Source organism: Photorhabdus sp. HUG-39, assembly GCF_963878365.1.
GTDB classification, from domain to species: Bacteria; Pseudomonadota; Gammaproteobacteria; order Enterobacterales; family Enterobacteriaceae; genus Photorhabdus; species Photorhabdus kayaii.
The window spans coordinates 24,690-47,909 of sequence record NZ_CAWNWY010000025.1 but is presented as its reverse complement, the minus strand read 5'-3'; the positions used below and the strand labels follow the sequence as shown (position 1 = coordinate 47,909).

The following is a 23,220-nucleotide window of genomic DNA, read 5'->3' as shown; positions in this document are numbered from 1 at the left end:
CTTTAAGTAACTTGAACCTATGGGCGTTGCGCTTATCCAACTTTTTGCTATTATGTAACCAATTTGGATTTTTTTTACGCAACGATGTTATACTCAAATCGGAAACTCCGTCCGTTAAATACCGATGTGACGACTTTTGATTTTAAGAATATTAAAGGAAACTTCACGATGACACATAAAAGACACAGCCCCTCTTGGGAAGGCTATATGGGAGATTTTCTAAGAGGTAATGTTGGGATTAATCACTTAAATCCCCAATATCAATTCTTTGATGCTATTGGTTTTGAGAAACAGTTAAACGAGAATACAACGTATATTGCGTTACTATCCTTAGAGGAAGCGAAAGATGTTTTAGAGGATATTGATTCTCCAAAAGCAAAAAGCCCATTTATGAAGAAAATGTTTTCGGTTGCCGATCCTATATCACCCTATGCAGGTAATATACGTGATGCTTTCGACTTTATAAATGTAGTAGGAGAATTTAAAAAATTAGGGATTAAAGCCACAGAGTATGTTGGCAAAAATGGGCAAAGATATATTAAAATTTCAGGTCATGCGGGGCTTAGAAAAATCATCACCGCTTCAAGATACAGTGCTTCTAACATGAAGATTATATACCCTATGGATTTCAAGATGCATCGCGACGGCAAGGGAGTGAATCCCCGGGAGCATAGGTAACTATGTGACCGGGGTGAGCGAGTGCAGCCAACAAAGAGGCAACTTGAAAGACGACGGGTATATCTATGGGGATAGGGCAACAGGGAACAGATAGTGGCATAGTTAAGGGAGTTAAATTCAATATCTTATTCTCCGCAGCTTATCGAGCGGTTGAATACATCTTTAAGGATGAATACACACTGGCTGATTTCTTAGGAAATATTTCAGTAGATATGGCAAAAGCAGCAGTGGCAGCCTTTACTTCTTGGGTTATTGGGGCTGTTCTCTCAGCTTTCTTTGTGGCTGGTGGTAGTGTAATTGCTGTGGCTGGTATTATGCTTGCTGTTGGTATTGCAACGGCATCTATACTTGATTCTATAGATAAAAAATTCAAAATTAGTGAAGCTGTTATTAATTTGATCAAAAAAGAAATAGAAAGAAAACCAAAAACGCCAGAAGCTAATTTCAATCAATTTCTTCATAACTGGGGGAATTATGGTAAATAAAAAAAAGATTATGCATATCATTGGCGCTTTTGCTATTTTTACTTTAGCGCTATCAGGTTTATTTTTAACTGGGGGAAACTTAGTTTCTTTAATTAAAATGGAAGATAAAATAACATTCTCAGGTCCTGTTTTTATAATGTTCTTTTCTTTTCCTCTGCTTTCATATAGCATGATTTTTGTTATTTTTTTTAATATAACAGGCCGTTGCCCAAAATATCACGATAATTTTATTAACTTTTTTGGGATGATAACTGTCATCTCATTTTTTTCGAGTTTTCCCCTATCTTTCTATGTAGATTACAAATTAAAAAGCGAGAATTATTTGGTATGTGAAAGAATATCCTGGGCGTCACCTAATACCTATGTAAAAGATATTAAGCTATGTGATTAATATTATCTTATTTAATTTATTCATAACTGGGGTAACTTTGGCATCTATTTTTCGCAAGGATTTATTAAACTAACCCCTGTCGATTAAATAGTTTTAAAAGGTACAATTAAATAATCTGAATTTCATATTTATATGAATTCAGGTTGCTCACTTTATTTTAAATCCTATATTAACGGAGTGTGCATTTAAAAAACCCTTCACAGTAAACCGCTTAATGTGAAGGGAATTTTATCAAACTAGCATCTCTACTTTTTATTTACTTTATCTCAAACTACGCGAAATCCCCCTACTAAAAATTCGCTTTGCTCTCAATTAGCATTCAAGAAGGAGTATTACGCAGACTTGTTAAACTCAGATAATCCGATGTTTCTCTAATTGAACCTGCCGCGCCGCTTCACGCGCCATACGTTTCTTACGGGCATCACAAGGTTCTGGACAATCACATACTTTCTCTACGCCAATACTGCTTAAACCACCGCAGCTCCCTTGTATACTCTTACGTTTAATCATATAGCCCAACGACATTCCCGCAAAAGCCAGCAGGAAAAAAACGAAGGCGGCAATAAATATTTTTAGCACTTCCTTCCCCTTCTCATTGATTTTTCTGTAGGTATGGCTCAAAGGCTTTACTATAACGCTCTTCAAAACCATTTTTCGTTTTTATAATCATAAAAACCGGGATATTCAGATTTTCTGCAATTTTCATCCCTTTTTCCGGCCCTAAAACATTCAGTCCAGTCGAAAGCCCATCAGCATTCATACAAGCTGGAGCAATCACTGTAATAGAAACTAAATTATGAGAAATAGGGCTCCCCGTTTTTGGATCAATTGTATGTGAATAGCGCACACCATCTTGTTCAAAGTAATTACGGTAATCACCAGAAGTCGCTATCGACATATTCCCAGGCATTATCACTTCCTGAGCATTTTGTGCCATGCCAGTGTCAGATGGCTTTTCAATCGCAATCCGCCACGGCAGATCTTTACCACTATGGCCTGATGTACGGACTTCACCGCCAATATCAACCATATAATCTTTGATATTCTGCGATTCCAGATATTCAGCAACAACATCTACGCCATAACCTTTAGCGATAGATGATAAATCGATATACAGTTCTGGAACGGTTTTAATCAGGTTATTACCTTCTACCACCAGTTTATCAATCCCAGTCCATTCACGGCGTTTTTCCAGTTCGCTTGCAGAAGGTGCTTTCGTCACGTGCCCCTCAGGACCAAATCCCCATAAATTAACCAATGGGCCAACCGTTACATCCAACGCGCCATCCGTCAATTTATTAATGTAGATCGCTTCTTTAACCACTTTGGCTGTCGCGGCTGATACCGGGAATGGCCGATCAATTTGACGGCTTTGATTAAAACGACTCAATTCAGAATCAGGGCGATATGTCGACATCTGGTCGTTAACCTCTTCCAGCAAACGATCTATCTCTTTTTGCAGAGCTTCTGGCGAAGGCGCCGACGAACCCGTGACAAATTTAATGGAATAGTAAGTCCCCATTGTTTGCCCATGAATATTTTTCTGCTCCAGACCATCGCATGCCGCCAGCAGCAGTACTGCAAATATTAACGCTATCCAGCTACTTATCTTTTTACGCACAGTTAATTACTCTTTCCAAATTGTTAGCGCCCACAAAATTGTGGGCGCCAGTCATAAAAATCAAACTATTTATGGCCTATCAGCCACCGAAATCATCCAACATGATGTTTTCATCCTCGACACCAAGATCTTTCAACATCTTGATCACCGCAGCATTCATAACCGGAGGCCCACACATGTAAAACTCACAATCTTCTGGAGCCGGATGATCCCTCAAATAATTCTCATACAGAACATTATGGATAAAGCCGGTGTGACCATCCCAGTTATCTTCTGGCAGTGCATCAGATAGGGCTACATTCCAGGTAAAGTTTTCATTTTCAGCCGCCAGTTGATCGAAATCCTCTGTATAGAACATTTCACGTTTAGAACGGGCGCCATACCAGAAGCTAATCTTACGTTTGGAATTCAATCGCTTAAGCTGATCAAAGATATGAGAACGCATTGGCGCCATACCTGCGCCACCACCGATGAAGATCATTTCCGCATCAGTATTTTTCGCGAAAAATTCACCGAATGGACCAGAAATAGTCACTTTATCACCGGGCTTTAGTGACCAAATATAAGAAGACATAATTCCCGGCGGCGCTTCTGAATTTTTTGGCGGCGGCGTCGCAATACGAACGTTAAGCATGATAATTCCGCGTTCTTCTGGATAGTTTGCCATTGAGTAAGCACGAACTGTTGGCTCTTTCACCTCAGAAACAAAACGGAACAAATTAAATTTATCCCAATCCTCACGGTATTCTTTCGGCACATCATAATCCTCGTAACGAGCAATATGTGGCTGCGCTTCAATCTGGATATAACCACCTGCACGGAAAGGCACAACTTCCCCATCAGGGATCTTCAATTTTAGCTCTTTAATGAAAGTGGCTTTGTTATCGTTGGAGATAACTTCACATTCCCATTTCTTAACACCGAATATCTCTTCCGGTAACTTAATTTTCAGGTCCTGTTTTACATTGACCTGACAAGCCAGACGGCAACCCTCTTTCGCTTCACGTTTACTAATGTGAGAAAGTTCTGTTGGCAGAATGTCGCCACCGCCATCTTTAATCTTTACGCGACACTGACCACAAGAGCCACCACCACCACAAGCAGAAGAGACAAAAATCCCCTGGCTTGACAACATATTTAGCAATTTATCACCGGCAGGAGCGGTAAAGCTCTTTTCCGGATCACCATTAACTTCAACCCTAATATCCCCAGTGTTAACTAACTTTGATTTTGCGAACAAAATCAGCGCCGTCAGTACCAACACAATTAGGGTAAACATCACTACGCCTAAAATTATTATATCCATGAACGCTTCTCGCCCTTATAACTGCACACCAGAGAAGGACATAAAACCCAATGCCATCAAACCCGTAGTGACAAAGGTGATCCCCAATCCTTTCAGCCCTGCCGGAACATCAGCATATTTCATTTTTTCACGGATAGAAGCTAGCAGAACAATCGCCAACATCCAGCCTATACCTGAGCCAAAACCATATACAACGGATTCCGAAAAACTATAATCACGCTGCGCCATGAAAGAGACACCACCAAAAATTGCACAGTTAACGGTAATCAGTGGTAAAAAAATGCCGAGCGCGTTATAGAGTGAAGGGAAATAACGATCAAGGATCATTTCAAGAATCTGAACTAATGCAGCAATCACGCCAATAAAAGTAATAAAGTTTAGGAAACTGAGATCAACCCCTTCAACCAATGCACCGTCACGCAATACCAAGTTATACACCAGGTTGTTGGCAGGAACAGAGATCCCCAAAACCACCGTGACGGCAATACCCAGACCAAACGCCGTTGTGACGTTTTTCGATACGGCCAAAAAAGTGCACATACCGAGGAAGAAAGCCAACGCCATATTCTCAATAAAAACGGCGCGAACAAACAGGCTTATAAAATGTTCCATGCTGTCATTACTCCTTCTCAACCTGAGCCGGTTTCAAAGTCCTCAGACCCCAAATCAGCATACCAATAATGAAAAACGCGCTAGGGGCTAACAGGAACAAACCATTAGGCTGATACCAACCGCCATTCTGTACCGACTCCATCACAGTAATTCCAAACAGTTTGCCGGAACCAAACAACTCACGCAGGAAACCAACCATTACCAAAATAACACCGTAACCCAGACCATTACCGATACCATCCATAAAGCTCTCAATGGGTGGAGATTTCATCGCATAGGCTTCCGCACGTCCCATCACGATGCAGTTAGTAATGATAAGGCCAACAAATACCGACAACTGCTTGGAAATTTCATAAGCATAAGCCTGCAAAATCTGATCTACCACGATAACCAGTGATGCAATAATAGCCATCTGGACGATGATTCGCACACTGCCAGGGATGTAATGACGGATCAACGAGATAAAAAAGCTGGAAAAGGCAGTAACCAATGTTACCGCTATTGTCATTACCAACGCCGTTTCTAACTTGGTTGTTACCGCCAGCGCTGAGCAAATCCCCAGAACCTGCAATGCAATCGGGTTATTATCCAAGAGTGGCCCAAGAAGGACTCGCTTTATTTCTTTACTATCAGCCATCTTTCAACGCTCCTTCGCGTACTTTTTTCAGGAACGGACCAAAACCGTTATCCCCTAACCAGAAATTAAACATATTCTGGACACCGGCAGAGGTGAGAGTCGCACCAGACAAGCCATCAACACCATAAGGGTCATCGGCAGCAGCCCCGCCACGAACAATTTTGATCGCCGGATTGCCTTCATCGTTATACAGTTTTTTACCTATCCACTTTTTACGCCATTGTGGGTTATCCACTTCTCCCCCCAATCCCGGCGTTTCGCCATGTGAATAATAAGTGATACCGCGAGCCGTTTTGCCGTCTACATCAACGGAGATAAAAGCATGCATAACAGACCACAGGCCAGAACCATAAATAGGCAGAACGATTTCGCGAGTTTTACCCTGTTCATTCTTCACCAGATAGACCTCGGCCATATTGGCGCGACGGCGAATTTTCGCCAAATCCTTTTCAGGTGGTAATGCAATACTGGTATCATCACTGCGCAACGCATCGTTCAGGTTAAACTTGCTCTGACTGCTTTCAAGCGTTGCCGTCTCCAGATTCAATAACTCAGTTTTAATGCGGCTTTTGAACGCTTCTTTAACCTCATCGGCACTCATCTGTGGATTGAGTAACCCCGCAACATCGAGGATATTACGCTGTTTATCCAGCAATTTTTGTTCCTGTTGCTGAGATTTCAGCCCTACCGCAGAACCTGCTACCACAATTGAGCAAACGAGACATAGCACAAAAACAACGATAAATGTTCTGCCGATGCTGTCATTATTTTTTGGTTTATCATTAGCCACGGGCTTTTCTCCGCTTAATATTGGCCTGCACTACCAGATAATCAAACAATGGCGCAAACAGGTTTGCGAACAGAATCGCCAGCATCATACCTTCCGGGTATGCCGGGTTAACAACTCTGATCAGAACGCACATTACACCAATCAGAACGCCGTACCACCATTTACCTTTATCGGTAAATGAAGCAGACACTGGATCGGTCGCCATAAAAATCATACCAAAAGCAAAACCCCCCAGAACCATATGCCAATACCACGGCATAGCAAACAGTGGGTTAGTATCTGAACCGATAGCGTTAAATAAGTAGGAAGCTGCAACCATACCTAACATCACCCCGGCGACAATGCGCCATGAAGCAATGCGGGTAAACAGGATAATTGCACCACCGATGAAAATCATCAGAGTAGACACTTCACCGATAGAGCCAGGAATATTACCAATGAAAGCATCCATCCAGGTAATAGACTGACCGGTAACGGTATTCACTAATCCCTGACTACCACCAGCCGCCCATTGAGATAACGGAGTCGCGCCTGAGAAACCATCAACCGCAGTCCAGACTAAATCTCCCGAAATCTGTGCCGGATAAGCAAAGAACAGAAAAGCACGGCCAGCCAGTGCCGGGTTCAGGAAGTTACGGCCTGTACCACCGAATACTTCTTTCGCAATGACAACACCGAATGTAATACCCAGCGCCGCCTGCCACAGAGGAATAGTTGGTGGAACAATCAACGCAAATAAAATAGAAGTAACGAAAAATCCTTCGTTAATTTCATGCTTACGGATAAGGGCAAACAGCACTTCCCAGAAGCCGCCAACCACAAATACAACGATATAAACGGGCAAAAAGTAAGTTGCACCAAGCAACATTTTACTGTTCCAACCCGCATCCGGTGTCAGTGACGCCCCCAAAAACTGAGCAACCCGATAGTGCCAGTCAGATGCCAAAAGTTGTTGTAATTCTGCGCCACTGTATAAATGATACAACGCAGGAATCGCCTGCTGACCAACGTTATACATTCCCCAGAACATTGCCGGGAATACCGCCAGCCATACCATGATCATCATGCGCTTTAGATCGATAGCATCACGGACATGGGCACGGCCAGCAGTTACTGTACCCGGTGTATAGAAAATCGTCGTTACCGCTTCATACAACGGATAATATTTTTCTAATTTGCCCCCGGGCTCAAAATGGTGCTCAATTTTTTCAAAATAGTTTTTCAGGCCCATGAAATCATCCTTCCTGCTCAATCTTAGTCAGCACTTCACGCAGTACCGGACCATATTCATACTTGCCAGGACAGACATAGGTACAAAGCGCTAAGTCTTCCTCATCTAACTCCAGACAACCCAGTGCCTGAGCACTATCGGTATCACCCGCCAGCAGATCCCGCAGTAAATGGGTTGCCATGATATCCAAAGGCATAACACGCTCATAGTTACCGATTGGTACCATAGAACGTTCACCACCATTCATTGTCGTTGAAAAAGCAAAGCGCTTATTTTTCAGGAAATGACCAATGGTGGTGCGGGTGATTGAAAATTTATCGATACCCGGCATTATCCAACCAAATAGCTCTTTTTCGCGACCTTCAAGCAAAACGGAAACCAAAGTGTGGAAACGACCAAGATAGTGATGAACCTCATCTGACTGAGTACCGCACAATACGGAACCCGAAATAATACGGTTTTCACCCTCTTTAAGCTGCTCCTGAGTTAACTCAAGCAGATCAGCCCCTAAGCAAGTACGTATAAGACGGGGTTTCTCAACCTGTGGACCGGCCAGTGCAATGACACGATCAGTATAAAGTGTACCGGTAGTGAATAATTTTCCGATAGCAATCACATCCTGATATCCCAGGTGCCATACCGTTTTAGTCGCACTGACGGGTTCAATAAAGTGAATGTGAGTTCCAGCTAATCCCGCAGGGTGCGGACCAGAGAACTGATTATAAGTGATTTGTGCATTATTGCCGACACTCGGCAAGCTTCCTGCACTATGGCAAACATGGACTTTACCTTCGGTCAGTCTAGTCAGCACATTCAGACCATCAACAAAAGCCTCTTCATCGGTAGCAATAATAACCTGTGGATTTGCAGCCAGAGGCTGAGTATCCATCGCGGTTACAAAAATTGCTTTTGGCGAGGAGCCGGGAGCAGGAGTTCGACTGTAAGGACGGGTACGCAGTGCAGTCCATAACCCAGAATCAATCAGATTCTTTTCCACTTGTTCTCGGGATAACTGAGAAAGTTGGGAACGATCATAACGGTCAAAATCAACCTGTTCATCTCCCGTTATCTCAATCACAATTGACTGCAAAATACGTTGTTCACCACGGTTAATCGCCACAATCTGCCCACAGGCCGGACTGGTAAAAACCACGCCTGGATTCTTTTTATCTTCAAAAAGAATCTGGCCCTTCTTAACATGCTCACCTTCCTTAACCAACATAGAAGGACGCATTCCAACATACTCTTCACCCAACAGTGCTACATGGCGAATCGTCGGACCGTCTTCTATTACTTGAGCAGGCGCTCCTGCAATCGGGAGGTCGAGTCCTTTTTTAATTTTAATCATAAGATTTGCACAAGTTTATCAATTAAATCATATGCTACAGATTACCTGGTGGTAACATAGCTACTCTATAAAAAGCCCCTTAAGTCACGAAGCGTGCCCAGGTGATAATTATTACGATTTTCTGTTAATCTCCGGGCGGCAATTTTAACATCTCCCTTCTTAGACTGTCTGACTAATCAAGTGATTTAGTTCAAGCAAACAGGAATAATTTTGGCGCTGAACCATTAACAGTTCGCAAAAAACGAATATTTATATCACCTTTACCGACAACAGATTATATTTTAACCTAACAATCACTTTGTAGTGATAAAGTTATCATCGTCATTTTCTATTCACAAAGTCGATAACTCATGGCAATCTTAAGCTAAATTTTTAGTCAGTCCGCTACGTCGCTATTATGGTAGTCACATGAAAAAAACCGCGGCTTTTTCTGCAATAATATTGTTGTTATTTAGTTCATTTACTCCTGTCTATGCTGAGGATATTTTAGTCCAATTGAAGCAAAATTCTCCCGCGCAGACCGGCTCTCCTGTCTTTATCCAAATATTCAAAGAAGAGCGGATACTGGAGCTTTATACTAAAAATGGTCATGGAAGCTACCAACTGTCTAAAAGCTACCCCATCTGTAATTACTCTGGCGGCCTTGGTCCCAAAACCACAGAAGGTGACCTGAAAAGCCCGGAAGGTTTCTATCGTGTAAAACCCCATCAGCTCAATCCAAATAGTCGATATTACCGATCTATTAATCTCGGTTTTCCAAATGAATACGATAAATTCAGAGGCTATTCCGGTAACTATTTAATGATCCACGGCGAGTGTAAATCTGTCGGTTGTTACGCTATGACTAATGGTTACATGGATGAAATCTACGATTATGTAGAAAGTGCATTATTGCGCGGGCAGTATGAAATTAATATCAGTATTTATCCATTCAGAATGACACCGCAGAATATGTTACGCCACCGTTCATCCTCCTATTACATGTTTTGGCTACAATTACAGCCAGCCTATGAGTATTTTGTAAAAAATCACCGGCCAGCAACGATTAGCGTCATTAACGGCCAATATGTGGTTAATGCTACACCTGAAAAATCGCCACTTTTGCAGCATCAATCACAATATGCGTTCACCAAGATGAAATAGTGCATAGCGACCCGGCTCAATACGATTCCAAGCTTCATTACCCGTCAAAGGTTGAGTAACAATGACAGAAACAACATCATCCGGCTGTGTATGTTGTTGAAAATCAATTTCAATATCCTGATCCAGAAGTTTTGCTTTTCCAAACGGTGCCCGACGGGTAATCCAATAAAGGTTGGTTGAACAATATGCCATCACAAAACGCCCATCCGACAGCAACATATTGAATACGCCTTTTTTGCTGAGTTCATCTGCGAGTGAGGCGATAAAACGAAAAACCTTAGGCCAGTTCGAGGGAGTTCTTGGATATTTTTGTGAAAGTCGCTGTAAAATCCAGCAAAAAGCATGTTCACTATCCGTTTGTCCAACGGGACGATACTGACCGGTTTCAAGCTGCCGATAGCCCCGAAGTTGCCCATTATGGGCATAAGTCCAGTTGCGTCCCCACATCTCACGAATGAAAGGATGAGTATTTTCCAACGCAACATTACCGCGGTTAGCCTGCCGGATATGAGAAACCACCACTCTAGATTTAATCGGGTACTCTTGTACAAAGCGAGCAACGGGCGAATTGTAACCGGGTTGATGATCTTTAAATGTGCGACAGCCCCGCCCCTCATAAAATGTGATCCCCCAACCATCTTTATGAGGCCCAGTATGACCCCCCCGTTGAATCAGACCACCTAAACTAAAGCAGATATCTGTTGGCACATTTGCACTCATGCCAAGTAACTCACACATTGCCCACCTCTGTAGCCTATAATACCCGTCATCTTTCAAGTTGCCTCTTTGTTGGCTGCACTCACTCACCCCGGTCACATCGTTATCTATGCTCCCGGGGATTCGCTCCCTTGCCGCCGCGATCCATCTTGAAATCCATAGGGTATAAAATCAAACTTTAACCATTTCTTTTTCAATAAGTTGAATCAGGATATGAATAACTTTGATATGAATTTCCTGAATACGATCTGCATAACCAAAATGCGGGACACGAATTTCCACATCAGCGGTTCCTGCCATTTTACCGCCATCCTTGCCTGTCAGCGTAATGACTTTCATGCCTCTTACGCGGGCAGCTTCTACTGCTTTGATAATATTACCGGAATTACCGGAAGTAGAAATACCCAGTAACACATCCCCCTCTTTCCCAACCGCTTCCACATAACGAGAAAAAACAAATTCATACCCGAAATCATTACTGACGCAGGAAAGGTGGCTGACATCAGAAATTGCAATCGCCGGATAGCCAGGACGATTTTCGCGGTAACGGCCGGTTAATTCTTCAGCAAAATGCATCGCATCACAATGCGAACCTCCATTACCGCAGGACAATACCTTGCCGCCCGCTTTAAATGAATCAGCCAGTAATACTGCTGCTTTTTGAATTGCTTCAATATTTGCATCGTCACTTAAAAACTTTGCCAGCGTATCCACGGCTTCGCTCAATTCACTACGGATCAGGTCTTGATACATAGGCTCCTCACTTCGGTCAGGTAATCTTTAATGTTGTGCCGAAGGGCAGTTTACCGGATCAAGAGAATTGAAAGAAGACAACATTACATTTCTGGAGAATTAAGCCGCCACCGATCACCATGAGTTTGTGAGCTACATTGTAATTAAGATGTAAAGATATTGCTAAAAGCAATTTCCTGGTCTAAAAAAGAGAAGAACACCACAACAGGTCCGACCTCTGATGACTTATCTGACCCTGAGATTAACCAGGAGCTTTTATTATGACCACATTGAGTATTATTCTATTCTTAGTATTGATTGGGATACTTTGCTATCACAAAGTCAATCTCAGTCTTAGCAGCTTACTGCTCCTTGTCTATACCGTCTTGATGGGCGTTATTGATGCATGGAGCTACTGGATGTTGTTACCCATGGCCATTATTCTGTTCCCGCTGAATTTTGCGCCAATGCGCCACTCCTTACTGACTGTTCCGGCCTTAAAAGCCTTCCGTAAAGTAATGCCAATTCTATCTCGCACGGAAAAAGAAGCTCTTGATGCAGGTACTACCTGGTGGGAAGGCGAACTGTTCCGCGGTAAACCCGACTGGAAAAAATTACATGACTATCCAAAGCCTCAGTTAACCGTTGAAGAACAAGCATTTCTGGATGGCCCGGTAGAAGAAGCTTGCCGCATGACCAATGATTTCCAGATAAGCCATGAACTTGCTGATTTACCACCTGAGTTATGGCGTTACCTGAAAGAACACCGCTTCTTCGCCATGATCATTAAAAAAGAGTATGGCGGTCTGGAGTTCTCAGCCTATGCTCAAGCACGAGTCCTGCAAAAATTAGCAGGTACATCCGGCATTCTAGCAATTACCGTAGGTGTACCTAACTCTCTCGGCCCTGGTGAATTATTACAGCATTATGGCACCGAAGAGCAGAAGAACCACTATCTACCTGGGCTTGCCCGTGGTGAAGAGATCCCATGTTTCGCACTGACCAGCCCGGAAGCTGGCTCTGATGCCGGATCAATCCCAGATACAGGCGTAGTCTGTATGGGAGAATGGCAAGGTGAACAAATTCTCGGTATGCGCCTGACCTGGAACAAACGTTATATCACACTTGCCCCTATCGCTACCGTACTCGGTCTGGCTTTCAAACTGTCTGACCCTGACCATTTATTGGGTGATACAGAAGAATTGGGCATTACCTGTGCATTGATCCCGACCAATGTACCAGGAGTAGAAATTGGTCATCGCCATTTCCCATTGAATATTCCATTCCAGAATGGTCCAACTCGCGGTAAAGATATCTTTGTTCCGATCGACTACATTATTGGTGGGCCAAAAATGGCCGGACAAGGCTGGCGTATGCTGGTTGAGTGTCTGTCTGTTGGCCGCGGTATCACTCTGCCATCAAATGCAACCGGCGGTTTGAAAAGCGTTGCGATGGCGATTGGCGCATACTCTTATATCCGCCGCCAATTCAAAATGCCAATTGGTAAAATGGAAGGGATTGAAGAACCACTGGCACGCATTGCCGGTAACGCCTATCTGATGGATGCGGCTTCAACGCTTGCAACAACCGGTATTATGCTAGGTGAGAAACCCTCTGTGTTATCCGCTATCGTCAAATATCACTGTACTCACCGAGGCCAAAAATCTGTTATTGATGCAATGGATATTGCCGGTGGTAAAGGGATTTGCCTTGGTCCATCCAACTTCCTGGCCCGCGCTTATCAAGGCGCACCTATCGCCATTACCGTTGAAGGCGCTAATATTTTGACCCGCAACATGATTATCTACGGTCAAGGCGCTATCCGCTGCCATCCTTATGTACTTGACGAAATGGCCGCGGCTGAAAATAACCGTATTAAAGATTTTGATAAGGCATTGTTTAGGCATCTTGGTCACGTTGTCAGTAACACGTTACGCAGCTTCTGGCTTGGCTTAACCAACGGCCGCACCAGTAGCACGCCGGTCAATGATGCAACACGCCGTTACTATCAACAATTAAACCGCCTGAGTGCCAACCTTGCGCTATTATCAGATGTGGCAATGGGGGTATTAGGTGGTAGCCTGAAACGCCGTGAACGTGTCTCCGCCCGTCTTGGAGATGTTCTGAGTCAAACCTATCTGGCTTCCGCGACATTGAAACGCTACGACGATGAAGGTCGTCAAAAAGAAGATTTGCCGCTAGTTCATTGGGCCGTTCAAGATAGTTTGTATCAGGCAGAACAAGCGATAGATAATTTACTGAGTAACTTCCCTAATCGTCTGGTCGCCGGCCTGATGCGTGTTATCGTCTTCCCTCTAGGGCGTGTACATTCAGCCCCATCTGACCGTCTGGATCACAAACTGGCCCAGATCTTACAACAACCGTCGGCTACCCGTGATCGCATTGGCCGTGGTCAATATCTGACACCAAGCGAGCACAATCCTCACGGATTACTGGAAGAAGCCCTGCATGATATTATTGCCGCAGAACCGATCCATGCCCGTTTGAGTCGCGAAGCAGGTAAACGCCTTGGTTTTACTCGACTTGATAAACTGGCAGAACAAGCGCTGGCAGAACGTAAGATCACGCCAGACGAAGCCGAAATTCTGAAACGTGCCGAAGCAAGCCGTCTACGTTCTATCAACGTCGATGAGTTTGAAGCAGAAGCACTGGCTGTTCCTGCCCGCGTTGAAAAACTGAGAACAGAAGCCGCCTGAAACTGACGACTAAAGAGAGTTAAGCACTAAATTAATCACGGGGCGATATCTTAACAAATATCGCCCCGTATTTTATGACGTAGAGGCACAAGATACTTCTTCCAATGCTAACAACTCTTCAATCGTTTGACGGCGACGAATTAATTGGGGGCTACCATTAACAAACAACACCTCAGAGATAAGCGGACGGCTGTTGTAATTGGAGGACATTGACGCACCATAAGCACCCGTATCATGAAAAACCAGATAGTCGCCAACCCGAACCGGCGGCAACGTTCTTGGCGCAACACCCCCGCCTTCAACCTGCGTAAAGATATCACCGGATTCACATAACGGCCCCGCAACTAACGTTTCCTGCAATGGCAATTGCTCAATCTTACGTCCATCAGCAGGCAAAACTGAGATATGGTGATAACTGCCATACATTACTGGACGCATTAAGTCATTAAATCCCGCATCCACCAGCACATAATTACGGTTCCCCATCTGCTTAACCGCCCGAACTTCTGTCATCAGAACGCCAGATTCCGCCACCAAAAAACGTCCCGGTTCAATTTCCAGCTCAACTTTATGACCTAAATGCTGCTCAATCCTTTTACGCGCATCATCCCACAACCCAAAATAATGAGCGATATCGATTCGTTCATCACCCTGATGATAAGGCGTCGATAAACCGCCGCCGGCTGAAATTGCCTGAATATCTTCATCACAAAGAATAACCTGTTCAACCATCGCATTACACACACTGGCAAGGTGATGATAATCAACACCAGAGCCAATATGCATATGTAAACCAAGCAATTTCAATCCATAGTGGCGGATTTTCTCAATTGCCAGTGGCAGATCCTGATACCAAATACCATGTTTACTGTTTTCCCCCCCCGTATTCGTCTTCTGGCTATGACCATGACCAAACCCAGGATTGATCCGCAGCCACACCGGGTGCCCTTTTTTATATTGACCAATCTGTTCCAACATATCGATAGAACCCGCATTAACCGGAATATCCAATTCAGTTACTCTTTGCAGCGTCGACACATCAATTAAATCAGCAGTGAAAACGATGTCTGCCATTTCTTGTCCTGGACAAAACCCTGCCCGTAAAGCACGCTCAATTTCTCCTAATGAAACGGCATCAACTTTCACACCATATTCACGCATCAGGCGCAAAATATGAGTATTAGAACAAGCTTTCTGCGCAAACCTAACCACATCAAACTGACATAATGATTTGATTTTTTGGATAATTTTTTCACTATCGTAAACCCATAATGGAGTACCGTACGTTTCTGGCAAACAACTCAAATTCTCCGCTATCAGATTAGGACAACTATTGCGGGTAAAATTGTAGGTAAAAGCACTCATCAGGGTTTCTCTCACAAAGTCAACAGATAACCCATTATTGGCAGTAAAAAACAGGAATAAAAATATCCATTTCGTTATAGTTTATTCATCTGTGATATAGAATTATCTTTCGAAGGAACAATTTATGTCTTCTTGTTCATGGCGCCATATTGAAATCTTCCATGCGGTAATGACGACAAAAAACCTGACAGAAGCGGCTATTTTATTACAAACATCACAACCAACCGTCAGTCGCGAATTAGCACGATTCGAGCATCTAATAAAATTCAAACTATTTGACCGAGTAAAAGGCCGCCTGCATCCGACAGCACAAGGATTGCGCCTTTTTGAAGAAGTACAGCGCTCTTATTATGGACTTGAAAGAATAATGAATGCGGCTGACAACATACGTAAATTTCAACATGCTCAGCTTTCCATTGCCTGCCTGCCGGTATTTTCTCAATCACTGTTACCGAAAGTTTGCCACCACTTCACCCGTCAATACCCTGACACTAATTTAACCATCATTCCACAGGAGTCACCTCTACTGGAAGAGTGGCTCTCAGCTCAACGCCATGATCTGGGTCTGACAGAACATTTGCAGACACCACCGGGTACACAGAGAGAAACACTGATCACACTAAATGAAATTTGCGTATTGCCTGCCGCTCATCCTCTCAGTCATAAACCGCTATTGACTCCAGAAGATTTCAACCAACAAAATTTCATCAGCCTTTCAATAACAGATAGTTACCGTCAGCTCATTGATGGAATATTCACAGAACACCATATTCGCCGCCGCATGATTATGGAAACTCACAGTGCTGCATCAGTATGTGCAATGGTGCGAGAAGGCATTGGTGTTTCTATTGTCAACCCACTGACCGTACTCGATTATCTAGACAGTCATGGCAAATCTGAAATATGCGCTCGCCCATTTAGTATTAACATTCCTTTTACTGTCAGCCTGATAAAACCCATTCACCGTCCTTCTTCCGCCCCAGTCGATACTTTTATTGAGCACCTAAAAGCACAAGTTGCTCTGTTTCCTCAGAAACTAAAGTCAGCTTTTCAGCATTAGTGCTTGCCAGTATGGAGAGGAAGCAAACCATTGAACCAGAAAATCCAGTAATGCCCTCAGCGTTGCGGGCATATTTTGACGGCTGGCATAAATACCATAAATTCCCATAGCTTGAGGTCGATATTCTGGCAACAACTGAATCAATTTTCCTGACGCCAAATGCGAAGCAACAGAATAATAAGGTTGCATGGCGATTCCCGCACCTTGCAATGTTGCTTCCATTAACACCATCGATTCATTGGCACTCAAAGTACCGCTAACAGGAACAGAATATTTTTCCCCTCGATGTTCAAATAACCAAAGACTTTTACCAAAAAAGTTATAAGTCATACAGTTATGCAGGGCTAAATCAGCAGGCTTTTGCGGGAGCATTTTTCCCGCCAGATAACAAGGGGCGGCACAAACCACAGAATGACATGTCGATAACGGTCTGGCGATCAAATTCGGTTCCAGATTATTCGTGATGCGTAACGCTAAATCTATCCGCTCCTCGACCAAATTTATTGCCTTATTGCTTATTTGCATATCAATAGCTATCTGAGGATAAATCTGCATAAACTCAGGAATCGCTACAGACAACGCGCTTACTGCCAGAGATTGAGAACTGCTTATCCGCAAAAGACCACTCAGCTCCTGCGCTTCTACTGGTTGATGAACAGGTATCTCTTCCGACAATTGCAATAACTTACGGCTGCGCTGATAGGCGATCTCTCCTGCTGATGTCAGGCTGATCTTTCTCGTCGTACGATGTAACAGACGTACTCCCGCCCACTTTTCCATTTCAGCCAAATAACGGGATACCATTGCCCGCGACATATCTAACCGTTCCGATGCAGCAATCATGCTGCCTTGTTCTACAATTATAGTGAACACTTGCGCAGCAGTGATTCTATCCATCAATTAGCTCGATTTATGCAACAAATAATTACCAATTATGCGGTTTTTCCATCGAAAAACGCAACTTATTATGAACCTCGTTCACACAACATCAGGAATTCAATCATGACTCGCAAAACAACACTAAATATTGCGCTGGCAGGTATCCTTTCCTTGGGTACCATTTCTCTGGCACAAGCCGCTGATCTCAAACTGGATGTTTATAATCCGGGTGAGAAAAGCCTATTTCCTGTCTCTTCTGAAATCATCAGTGGAGATAAAGAAGTTGTACTGATCGATGCTCAGTTTCAAAAAAATGATGCTGAAGCACTGGTCAAAAGAATTAAAGATACCGGAAAAAAGCTGACAACCATTTATATCAGTCAGTCCGATCCTGATTTCTATTTCGGCCTTGAAGTACTGACCAAAGCATTCCCTGATGCCAAAGTCATTGCATCACCAGAAACAATTAAAGAAATCAACAAGACCAAAGATGGCAAACTGGCTTATTGGGGAGGTGTCCTGAAAGAACAGGCACCCAAAAAAGTCATCGTGCCGCAACTACTGGAAGGTCACACTTTTACAGTTGATGGTGAAAAACTGATCGTCGAAGGTCTTGATGGCCCTGCGGCTGACCGTACTTTCGTTTGGATACCAAAACTAAAAGCGGTAGTAGGCGGTGTCACCGTTTCAAGCAACATTCATGTCTGGATGGCGGATACACAGACTAAAGAGTCTCGTAAAAACTGGATGCAGACATTAGATCGTATCAAAGAGCTAAAACCGACAATTGTAGTTCCGGGACATTTCCTTGGTAACACGCCAATGACGTTGGAATCCGTTCATTTCACGCAGAAGTACCTGACTATTTTTGAGAAAGAGCTGGCAAAAGCGAAAGATTCAAAAGCGCTAATAGCTGCAATGGAGAAACACTATCCAAAACTTGGAGACAAATCCAGTCTCGAATTAAGTGCTAAGGTGCTGAAAGGCGAAATGAAGTGGCCCCAATAAGTGAATTAACCCTTTTTCAGGAATAAGTAATATGCCCGGAATGACTCTGCATTATATCTATGATCCACTATGTGGCTGGTGCTATGGCGTTTCCTCTCTGATACAAGCAGCAAAAGAGGTCGCAAATGTGAAAATTGAATTGCATGGCGGCGGAATGCTAACAGGTGATAATAGACGCCAAATAGACAGCACATGGCGTGATTATGTCCTTAGTCAGGATAAACGGATCGCAAGCCTGACCGGGCAAATTTTCAGTGAGCAATATGTTACACTGTTAAATGATAAGTCACTGATTATGGATTCATTACCACCAATATCAGCCATTCTTGCAGCAGAAAAGTTGGCTGTTAAAGGTGTCGAAATGTTACTGGCAGTACAAAAAGCGCATTATGTTCGTGGACTAAAAGTCAGCGAAACTGAAACATTATTGAATTTAGCAAATGAACTACAGCTTGATTCAGAACAGTTCCAGCAAGAGCTGATATTGAATAATGAATCAGAAAGTCTCCAACATATTAGAGAAAGCCGAGAACTATTGGCAAAAGTTGGCGGCTCAGGCTTCCCTACGTTTATTTTAGAAAATAACAGAAACGAGCTATCTATTATTTCTCTTGATAAATATTTGGGACAACCTAAACGTTGGCAAGATATGCTGATTCACTATCAGTTTTGATACCACAATTTTTTAATACCACAATTTTAACTACTGGCGCCCATATCTTATTTAGCTATCGGGCGCCATCCAAAATAATCCATCCATTCCCTGCAAGTTCAGATAAATCATTATGATCGCAGAAATAGCTATATAAGGACCAAAAGCCATAGCATCCTGATAATTTTCTCGCATTCTCCATTGCCACACGCATCCAATAATACCAAACAATGAGGATAAGAACATTAATAAAGGAATTGCACCAACCCCCAACCAAGCACTAACCGCCGCCATTAATTTAAAATCGCCATATCCTAATCCCTCTTTATGACAGATTATTCTGAATAACCAATAGAGCGACCATAAAACCAAATAACCCGCAATCGCACCTGTCACAGCTTGTTCAATAGACACAAAAGTTTGATTTAAATTCAATAATAACCCTAACCATAAAAGTGGGTAATTTATTATATCTGGCAACAACCTAATTTTTACATCAATAAAAGAAAGTATAATTAGCATCCAAGTAAATATCAAAACAAACATTAAAACAATATATGAATGAAAACTCAATGAAAAATAAATCACAAAAAAAGCCGTTATAAACAGTGTCACTAATTCAATCTGAAAATAACCGAAAGCTATTTTTTCATATCCATAAGTAATTTTAATAAATACAGATATCGCTTTATTCAGAATCATTCCAGACACTATTCCAATAAAAACAGCCAAAACAATAACCTTAATATTAAAATCCATTTAATAAAACACCTCCAGCTTAATTATACAATGAATATTTTAACCAAATAATAAAACAAATATTCATTATGTTTTTGGCATAAAAAGATAATAATAAACACCACTACATTAAAACAACAAAATAAACATAAAAAAGTCAAATAAGATATAAATATGCGAGCAGACTCGCAACATTTATTCAGAGATAACAATCCGCATCGAGATAACTTGATAATTGGATTAAGCCTCCCTTATCATACCCTCCATTATTTATGGCCTTATGTATAAGGAAAGAAAAACATGCGTATACCCCGCGTATATCACCCGGAATTACTCTCATCGAATACTGAAATTTATCTGAGTGATGAGGCGGCTAACCATGTTGGGCGGGTACTCAGAATGACTCATGGCCAACAGTTACAACTGTTTGATGGCAGCAATCAGATCTTCAACGCTCAGATTACCGAAGCTAGCAAAAAATCTGTCAAAGTACATATCAGCAATAGCGAACTCGCCGATAATGAATCACCACTTAATCTCCATCTGGGGCAAGTCATATCCCGTGGTGAGAAAATGGAATTCACCATTCAAAAATCTGTAGAATTAGGGGTAAATGTTATTACGCCTTTAATTTCTGAACGCTGTGGTGTAAAGCTGGATGGAGAACGGCTGGCTAAAAAACTTCAGCAGTGGCAGAAAATTGCTATTGCTGCCTGTGAGCAATGCTGTCGTAACCGTGTACCTGAAATTCGCCCAGTGATGCAACTTGAGCACTGGTGTGCAGAAAATGATGGCAGTTTAAAATTAAATCTACATCCACGAGCCAGCCAAAGCATCAATACCCTACCTTTACCTGTGGAAAAAGTGCGTTTACTGATCGGCCCGGAAGGCGGATTATCGATAGATGAAATTGCCATGACAGCTAATTACCAATTTACTGATATCCTATTAGGACCACGGGTACTGAGAACAGAAACGACAGCGCTCACCGCAATTACTGCATTACAAGTGCGTTTCGGCGATTTGGGTTAAGGAGAAAGAATGATCAAACTCGGCATAGTGATGGACCCCATTTCATCCATCAACATCAAGAAAGACACCAGTTTTGCCATGCTATTAGAAGTACAACGTCGCGGCTGGGAACTCCATTATATGGAGATGAGTGATCTCTATCTGCACCAAGGGGAAGCCCGCGCACGTACCCGCTTATTGCAGGTAGAAAACCATCCACAACAATGGTACCAATTCGATAGAGAACAAGATCTAGCACTGGAAACATTGGATGTCATCCTGATGCGCAAAGATCCACCATTTGATACTGAATACATTTACGCCACTTATATTTTGGAACGCGCGGAAGAGAAAGGCTCTCTCATTGTCAATAAACCACAAAGCCTACGCGATTGTAACGAAAAACTCTTCACAGCCTGGTTCCCTGATTTAACACCAGATACATTAGTGACTCGCAATGCCGCTCACTTACGTGAATTCCACCAGAAACACGGAGATGTCATCTTTAAACCACTAGATGGTATGGGCGGTGCATCGATATTCCGCCTGAAAAAAGATGACCCAAACGTTAGTGTTATTATTGAAACTCTAACAGAACATGGCAATCGCTTCTGCATGGCGCAGAATTTCTTACCGGCCATAAAAGAAGGTGATAAACGAGTATTAATTATCAATGGCGAACCCGTTCCTTATTGCCTGGCTCGTATCCCTACCCAAGGTGAAACCCGTGGTAATCTTGCTGCGGGTGGCCGTGGTGAAGCTCGCCCGCTTTCAGAAAGTGACTGGGCTATCGCCAGAGCTGTTGCTCCAACTTTGCAAGAAAAAGGGTTAATCTTTGTTGGTCTGGACATCATTGGTGACAAACTGACTGAAATTAATGTCACCAGTCCAACCTGTGCACGCGAGATAGAAGCCGCTTTCCCTGATATTTCAATCATTGGCATGTTAATGAATGCAATTGAAGAACGATTAGAGAAATAAAAAATTCTTTTCACGAATTTGCCTGTCAAGGTTTGTCATTTATACTTTTAGCCCACATACTGTTGGGCTAAATAATCCTTACACAGCCAGGTTAATTACTAGAAAAAAAATGAATCTACAGCACTATTTTCTTATCGCCATGCCTTCATTATCTGATCCCTATTTCAAACGCTCAGTTGTTTACATATGTGAACACAATGAAAATGGGGCAATGGGATTGGTGATAAATAAACCTATTGAGCAAATCTCCGTTCGGAAAGTTTTACAAAAGCTGAAAATATCACCAGAAGATCGGGATGAAAGTATCAATCTAAACAAGCCTGTTATGACTGGTGGCCCACTTGCTGAAGATCATGGTTTTATATTGCACACACCAAAACCAGGTTTCAATTCAAGTATCAGAATTTCCGATGACACAATGATCACCACCTCCAAAGACGTCCTTGAAACCTTGGGTACACCACGCCAACCAAAACAGATATTGGTCACGTTGGGGTATGCCAGTTGGGAAAAGGGTCAACTTGAAAAAGAGATAATGGAGAATAGCTGGCTAACAGCAAACGCTGATCCACACATTATTTTCAACTCACCCATTGCGGACCGCTGGCGTGAAGCCGCATCTTTGCTCGGAATCAATATCTATAATATTGCCCCACAGGCAGGACATGCATAGATGAATAACCGTACAATAATGGCCTTCGATTTTGGCACCCGCAGCATCGGCGCAGCCATTGGACAAGAAATCACGGGCACCGCCAGAGCATTAACCTCGTTTAAAGCCACAGATGGTATCCCCAATTGGGGGCAAATCGAAAAATTACTTAAAGAATGGCAACCTGATCTGGTTATCGTTGGCCTTCCCCTCAATATGGATGGCACTGAGCAATTCGTCACAGTGCAAGCACGTAAATTTGCAAACCGGCTACATGGCCGGTTTGGCGTACAAGTTCAACTCCAAGATGAACGCCTGACAACGGTTGAAGCCCGTGCCCATCTGTTCGACCGAGGGGGTTATAAAGCCTTAAATAAAGGAAAAGTAGATGCTACTTCCGCTGTTATTATTCTGGAAAGCTGGTTTGAACAACACTATTAACAGCAACCATATAACCGCAATTCGC

Annotated in this window: 24 protein-coding genes and 1 pseudogene; 12 read left to right on the top strand and 13 right to left on the bottom strand. The window is 42.9% G+C overall.

Annotated elements, in window-relative coordinates; genetic code table 11:
- Positions 1 to 207: 207 nt before the first annotated feature.
- From AAC155_RS16085 to AAC155_RS16075, 3 genes and pseudogenes are all read left to right on the top strand, one after another.
- A pseudogene (locus tag AAC155_RS16085) lies at positions 208 to 612 on the top strand (hypothetical protein); the annotation flags it as partial.
- Positions 613 to 743: 131 nt separating this feature from the next.
- On the top strand, positions 744 to 1,163 hold the full coding sequence (locus AAC155_RS16080; RefSeq protein ID WP_228903204.1) for a hypothetical protein: 420 nt from the start codon (positions 744 to 746) through the stop codon (positions 1,161 to 1,163).
- Positions 1,153 to 1,554: a DUF1240 domain-containing protein gene (locus AAC155_RS16075; protein ID WP_113043301.1), complete on the top strand. Its 402-nt coding sequence runs from the start codon at positions 1,153 to 1,155 to the stop codon at positions 1,552 to 1,554. The genes AAC155_RS16080 and AAC155_RS16075 overlap by 11 nt, the downstream gene beginning before the upstream one ends.
- Before the next feature lie 351 nt (positions 1,555 to 1,905).
- Here AAC155_RS16075 and nqrM read toward each other — a convergent pair whose 3' ends face one another.
- From nqrM to AAC155_RS16035, 8 genes are all read right to left on the bottom strand, one after another.
- Positions 1,906 to 2,133 (bottom strand): (Na+)-NQR maturation NqrM, encoded by a 228-nt coding sequence (gene nqrM, locus AAC155_RS16070; protein WP_113043300.1) that lies wholly within the window; start codon positions 2,131 to 2,133, stop codon positions 1,906 to 1,908.
- A gap of 13 nt (positions 2,134 to 2,146) precedes the next feature.
- The gene (locus tag AAC155_RS16065) at positions 2,147 to 3,175 is read right to left on the bottom strand and encodes an FAD:protein FMN transferase (RefSeq protein ID WP_113043299.1); all 1,029 of its coding nucleotides are present in this window, start codon (positions 3,173 to 3,175) and stop codon (positions 2,147 to 2,149) included.
- 79 nt (positions 3,176 to 3,254) lie between these two features.
- On the bottom strand, positions 3,255 to 4,481 hold the full coding sequence (nqrF, locus tag AAC155_RS16060) for an NADH:ubiquinone reductase (Na(+)-transporting) subunit F (RefSeq protein WP_113043298.1): 1,227 nt from the start codon (positions 4,479 to 4,481) through the stop codon (positions 3,255 to 3,257).
- 15 nt (positions 4,482 to 4,496) lie between these two features.
- Positions 4,497 to 5,093, bottom strand: a complete 597-nt coding sequence (nqrE, locus tag AAC155_RS16055; protein WP_112878722.1) for an NADH:ubiquinone reductase (Na(+)-transporting) subunit E — start codon at positions 5,091 to 5,093, stop codon at positions 4,497 to 4,499.
- A gap of 7 nt (positions 5,094 to 5,100) precedes the next feature.
- On the bottom strand, positions 5,101 to 5,730 hold the full coding sequence (locus AAC155_RS16050) for an NADH:ubiquinone reductase (Na(+)-transporting) subunit D (RefSeq protein WP_112878723.1): 630 nt from the start codon (positions 5,728 to 5,730) through the stop codon (positions 5,101 to 5,103).
- Positions 5,723 to 6,520, bottom strand: a complete 798-nt coding sequence (locus tag AAC155_RS16045) for a Na(+)-translocating NADH-quinone reductase subunit C (protein WP_113043297.1) — start codon at positions 6,518 to 6,520, stop codon at positions 5,723 to 5,725. The genes AAC155_RS16050 and AAC155_RS16045 overlap by 8 nt, the downstream gene beginning before the upstream one ends.
- Positions 6,513 to 7,751 carry an NADH:ubiquinone reductase (Na(+)-transporting) subunit B gene (locus tag AAC155_RS16040; RefSeq protein WP_113043296.1) on the bottom strand — a complete coding sequence of 413 codons (1,239 nt, stop codon included), beginning with the start codon at positions 7,749 to 7,751 and terminating at the stop codon, positions 6,513 to 6,515. The genes AAC155_RS16045 and AAC155_RS16040 overlap by 8 nt, the downstream gene beginning before the upstream one ends.
- 4 nt (positions 7,752 to 7,755) lie before the next feature.
- On the bottom strand, positions 7,756 to 9,099 hold the full coding sequence (locus AAC155_RS16035; RefSeq protein WP_113043295.1) for a Na(+)-translocating NADH-quinone reductase subunit A: 1,344 nt from the start codon (positions 9,097 to 9,099) through the stop codon (positions 7,756 to 7,758).
- 408 nt (positions 9,100 to 9,507) lie between these two features.
- Between AAC155_RS16035 and AAC155_RS16030 the strand changes: the two genes are divergently transcribed.
- Positions 9,508 to 10,242 (top strand): L,D-transpeptidase family protein, encoded by a 735-nt coding sequence (locus AAC155_RS16030; RefSeq protein WP_113043294.1) that lies wholly within the window; start codon positions 9,508 to 9,510, stop codon positions 10,240 to 10,242.
- Here AAC155_RS16030 and AAC155_RS16025 read toward each other — a convergent pair.
- On the bottom strand, positions 10,213 to 10,980 hold the full coding sequence (locus AAC155_RS16025; RefSeq protein ID WP_112878728.1) for a class II glutamine amidotransferase: 768 nt from the start codon (positions 10,978 to 10,980) through the stop codon (positions 10,213 to 10,215). The genes AAC155_RS16030 and AAC155_RS16025 overlap by 30 nt on opposite strands.
- A 150-nt stretch (positions 10,981 to 11,130) precedes the next feature.
- A complete protein-coding gene (gene lpcA, locus AAC155_RS16020; RefSeq protein ID WP_113043293.1) occupies positions 11,131 to 11,712 on the bottom strand; it encodes a D-sedoheptulose 7-phosphate isomerase in 582 nt (193 codons plus the stop codon).
- Between the two features lie 260 nt (positions 11,713 to 11,972).
- Here lpcA and fadE point away from each other — a divergent pair, with 260 nt between their 5' ends.
- Positions 11,973 to 14,408, top strand: coding sequence for an acyl-CoA dehydrogenase FadE (gene fadE / locus AAC155_RS16015; protein ID WP_113043292.1), 2,436 nt, complete (start codon positions 11,973 to 11,975; stop codon positions 14,406 to 14,408).
- A gap of 72 nt (positions 14,409 to 14,480) precedes the next feature.
- On the opposite strand, the gene lysA is transcribed toward fadE, so the two are convergent.
- Positions 14,481 to 15,773 carry a diaminopimelate decarboxylase gene (gene lysA, locus AAC155_RS16010; protein ID WP_113043291.1) on the bottom strand — a complete coding sequence of 431 codons (1,293 nt, stop codon included), beginning with the start codon at positions 15,771 to 15,773 and terminating at the stop codon, positions 14,481 to 14,483.
- Between the two features lie 124 nt (positions 15,774 to 15,897).
- Between lysA and AAC155_RS16005 the strand changes: the two genes are divergently transcribed.
- The gene (locus AAC155_RS16005; RefSeq protein ID WP_113043290.1) at positions 15,898 to 16,833 is read left to right on the top strand and encodes a LysR family transcriptional regulator; all 936 of its coding nucleotides are present in this window, start codon (positions 15,898 to 15,900) and stop codon (positions 16,831 to 16,833) included.
- Here the strand turns inward: AAC155_RS16005 and AAC155_RS16000 are convergent.
- Positions 16,816 to 17,730 (bottom strand): LysR family transcriptional regulator, encoded by a 915-nt coding sequence (locus tag AAC155_RS16000; RefSeq protein ID WP_011145516.1) that lies wholly within the window; start codon positions 17,728 to 17,730, stop codon positions 16,816 to 16,818. The genes AAC155_RS16005 and AAC155_RS16000 overlap by 18 nt on opposite strands.
- Positions 17,731 to 17,835: 105 nt before the next feature.
- On the opposite strand from AAC155_RS16000, the gene AAC155_RS15995 reads away from it, so the two are divergent.
- Together AAC155_RS15995 and AAC155_RS15990 are read left to right on the top strand one after the other, a co-directional pair.
- Positions 17,836 to 18,720: an MBL fold metallo-hydrolase gene (locus tag AAC155_RS15995; protein WP_113043289.1), complete on the top strand. Its 885-nt coding sequence runs from the start codon at positions 17,836 to 17,838 to the stop codon at positions 18,718 to 18,720.
- 31 nt (positions 18,721 to 18,751) lie between these two features.
- Positions 18,752 to 19,393, top strand: a complete 642-nt coding sequence (locus tag AAC155_RS15990) for a DsbA family protein (protein ID WP_113043288.1) — start codon at positions 18,752 to 18,754, stop codon at positions 19,391 to 19,393.
- 51 nt (positions 19,394 to 19,444) lie between these two features.
- Here the strand turns inward: AAC155_RS15990 and AAC155_RS15985 are convergent, their stop codons facing one another.
- Complete coding sequence (locus AAC155_RS15985) at positions 19,445 to 20,131, bottom strand: prepilin peptidase (protein ID WP_113043287.1); 687 nt, start codon at positions 20,129 to 20,131, stop codon at positions 19,445 to 19,447.
- Between the two features lie 279 nt (positions 20,132 to 20,410).
- Here AAC155_RS15985 and rsmE point away from each other — a divergent pair, with 279 nt between their 5' ends.
- The 4 genes from rsmE to ruvX all read left to right on the top strand — a co-directional run bounded on the left by rsmE (position 20,411) and on the right by ruvX (position 23,195).
- The gene (rsmE, locus tag AAC155_RS15980) at positions 20,411 to 21,142 is read left to right on the top strand and encodes a 16S rRNA (uracil(1498)-N(3))-methyltransferase (RefSeq protein WP_113043286.1); all 732 of its coding nucleotides are present in this window, start codon (positions 20,411 to 20,413) and stop codon (positions 21,140 to 21,142) included.
- Between the two features lie 9 nt (positions 21,143 to 21,151).
- Complete coding sequence (gshB, locus tag AAC155_RS15975) at positions 21,152 to 22,102, top strand: glutathione synthase (protein WP_113043285.1); 951 nt, start codon at positions 21,152 to 21,154, stop codon at positions 22,100 to 22,102.
- 109 nt (positions 22,103 to 22,211) lie between these two features.
- Positions 22,212 to 22,775, top strand: coding sequence for a YqgE/AlgH family protein (locus AAC155_RS15970; protein WP_113043284.1), 564 nt, complete (start codon positions 22,212 to 22,214; stop codon positions 22,773 to 22,775).
- Positions 22,776 to 23,195 carry a Holliday junction resolvase RuvX gene (ruvX, locus tag AAC155_RS15965; RefSeq protein ID WP_113043283.1) on the top strand — a complete coding sequence of 140 codons (420 nt, stop codon included), beginning with the start codon at positions 22,776 to 22,778 and terminating at the stop codon, positions 23,193 to 23,195.
- The last annotated feature ends 25 nt before the right edge of the window (positions 23,196 to 23,220 follow it).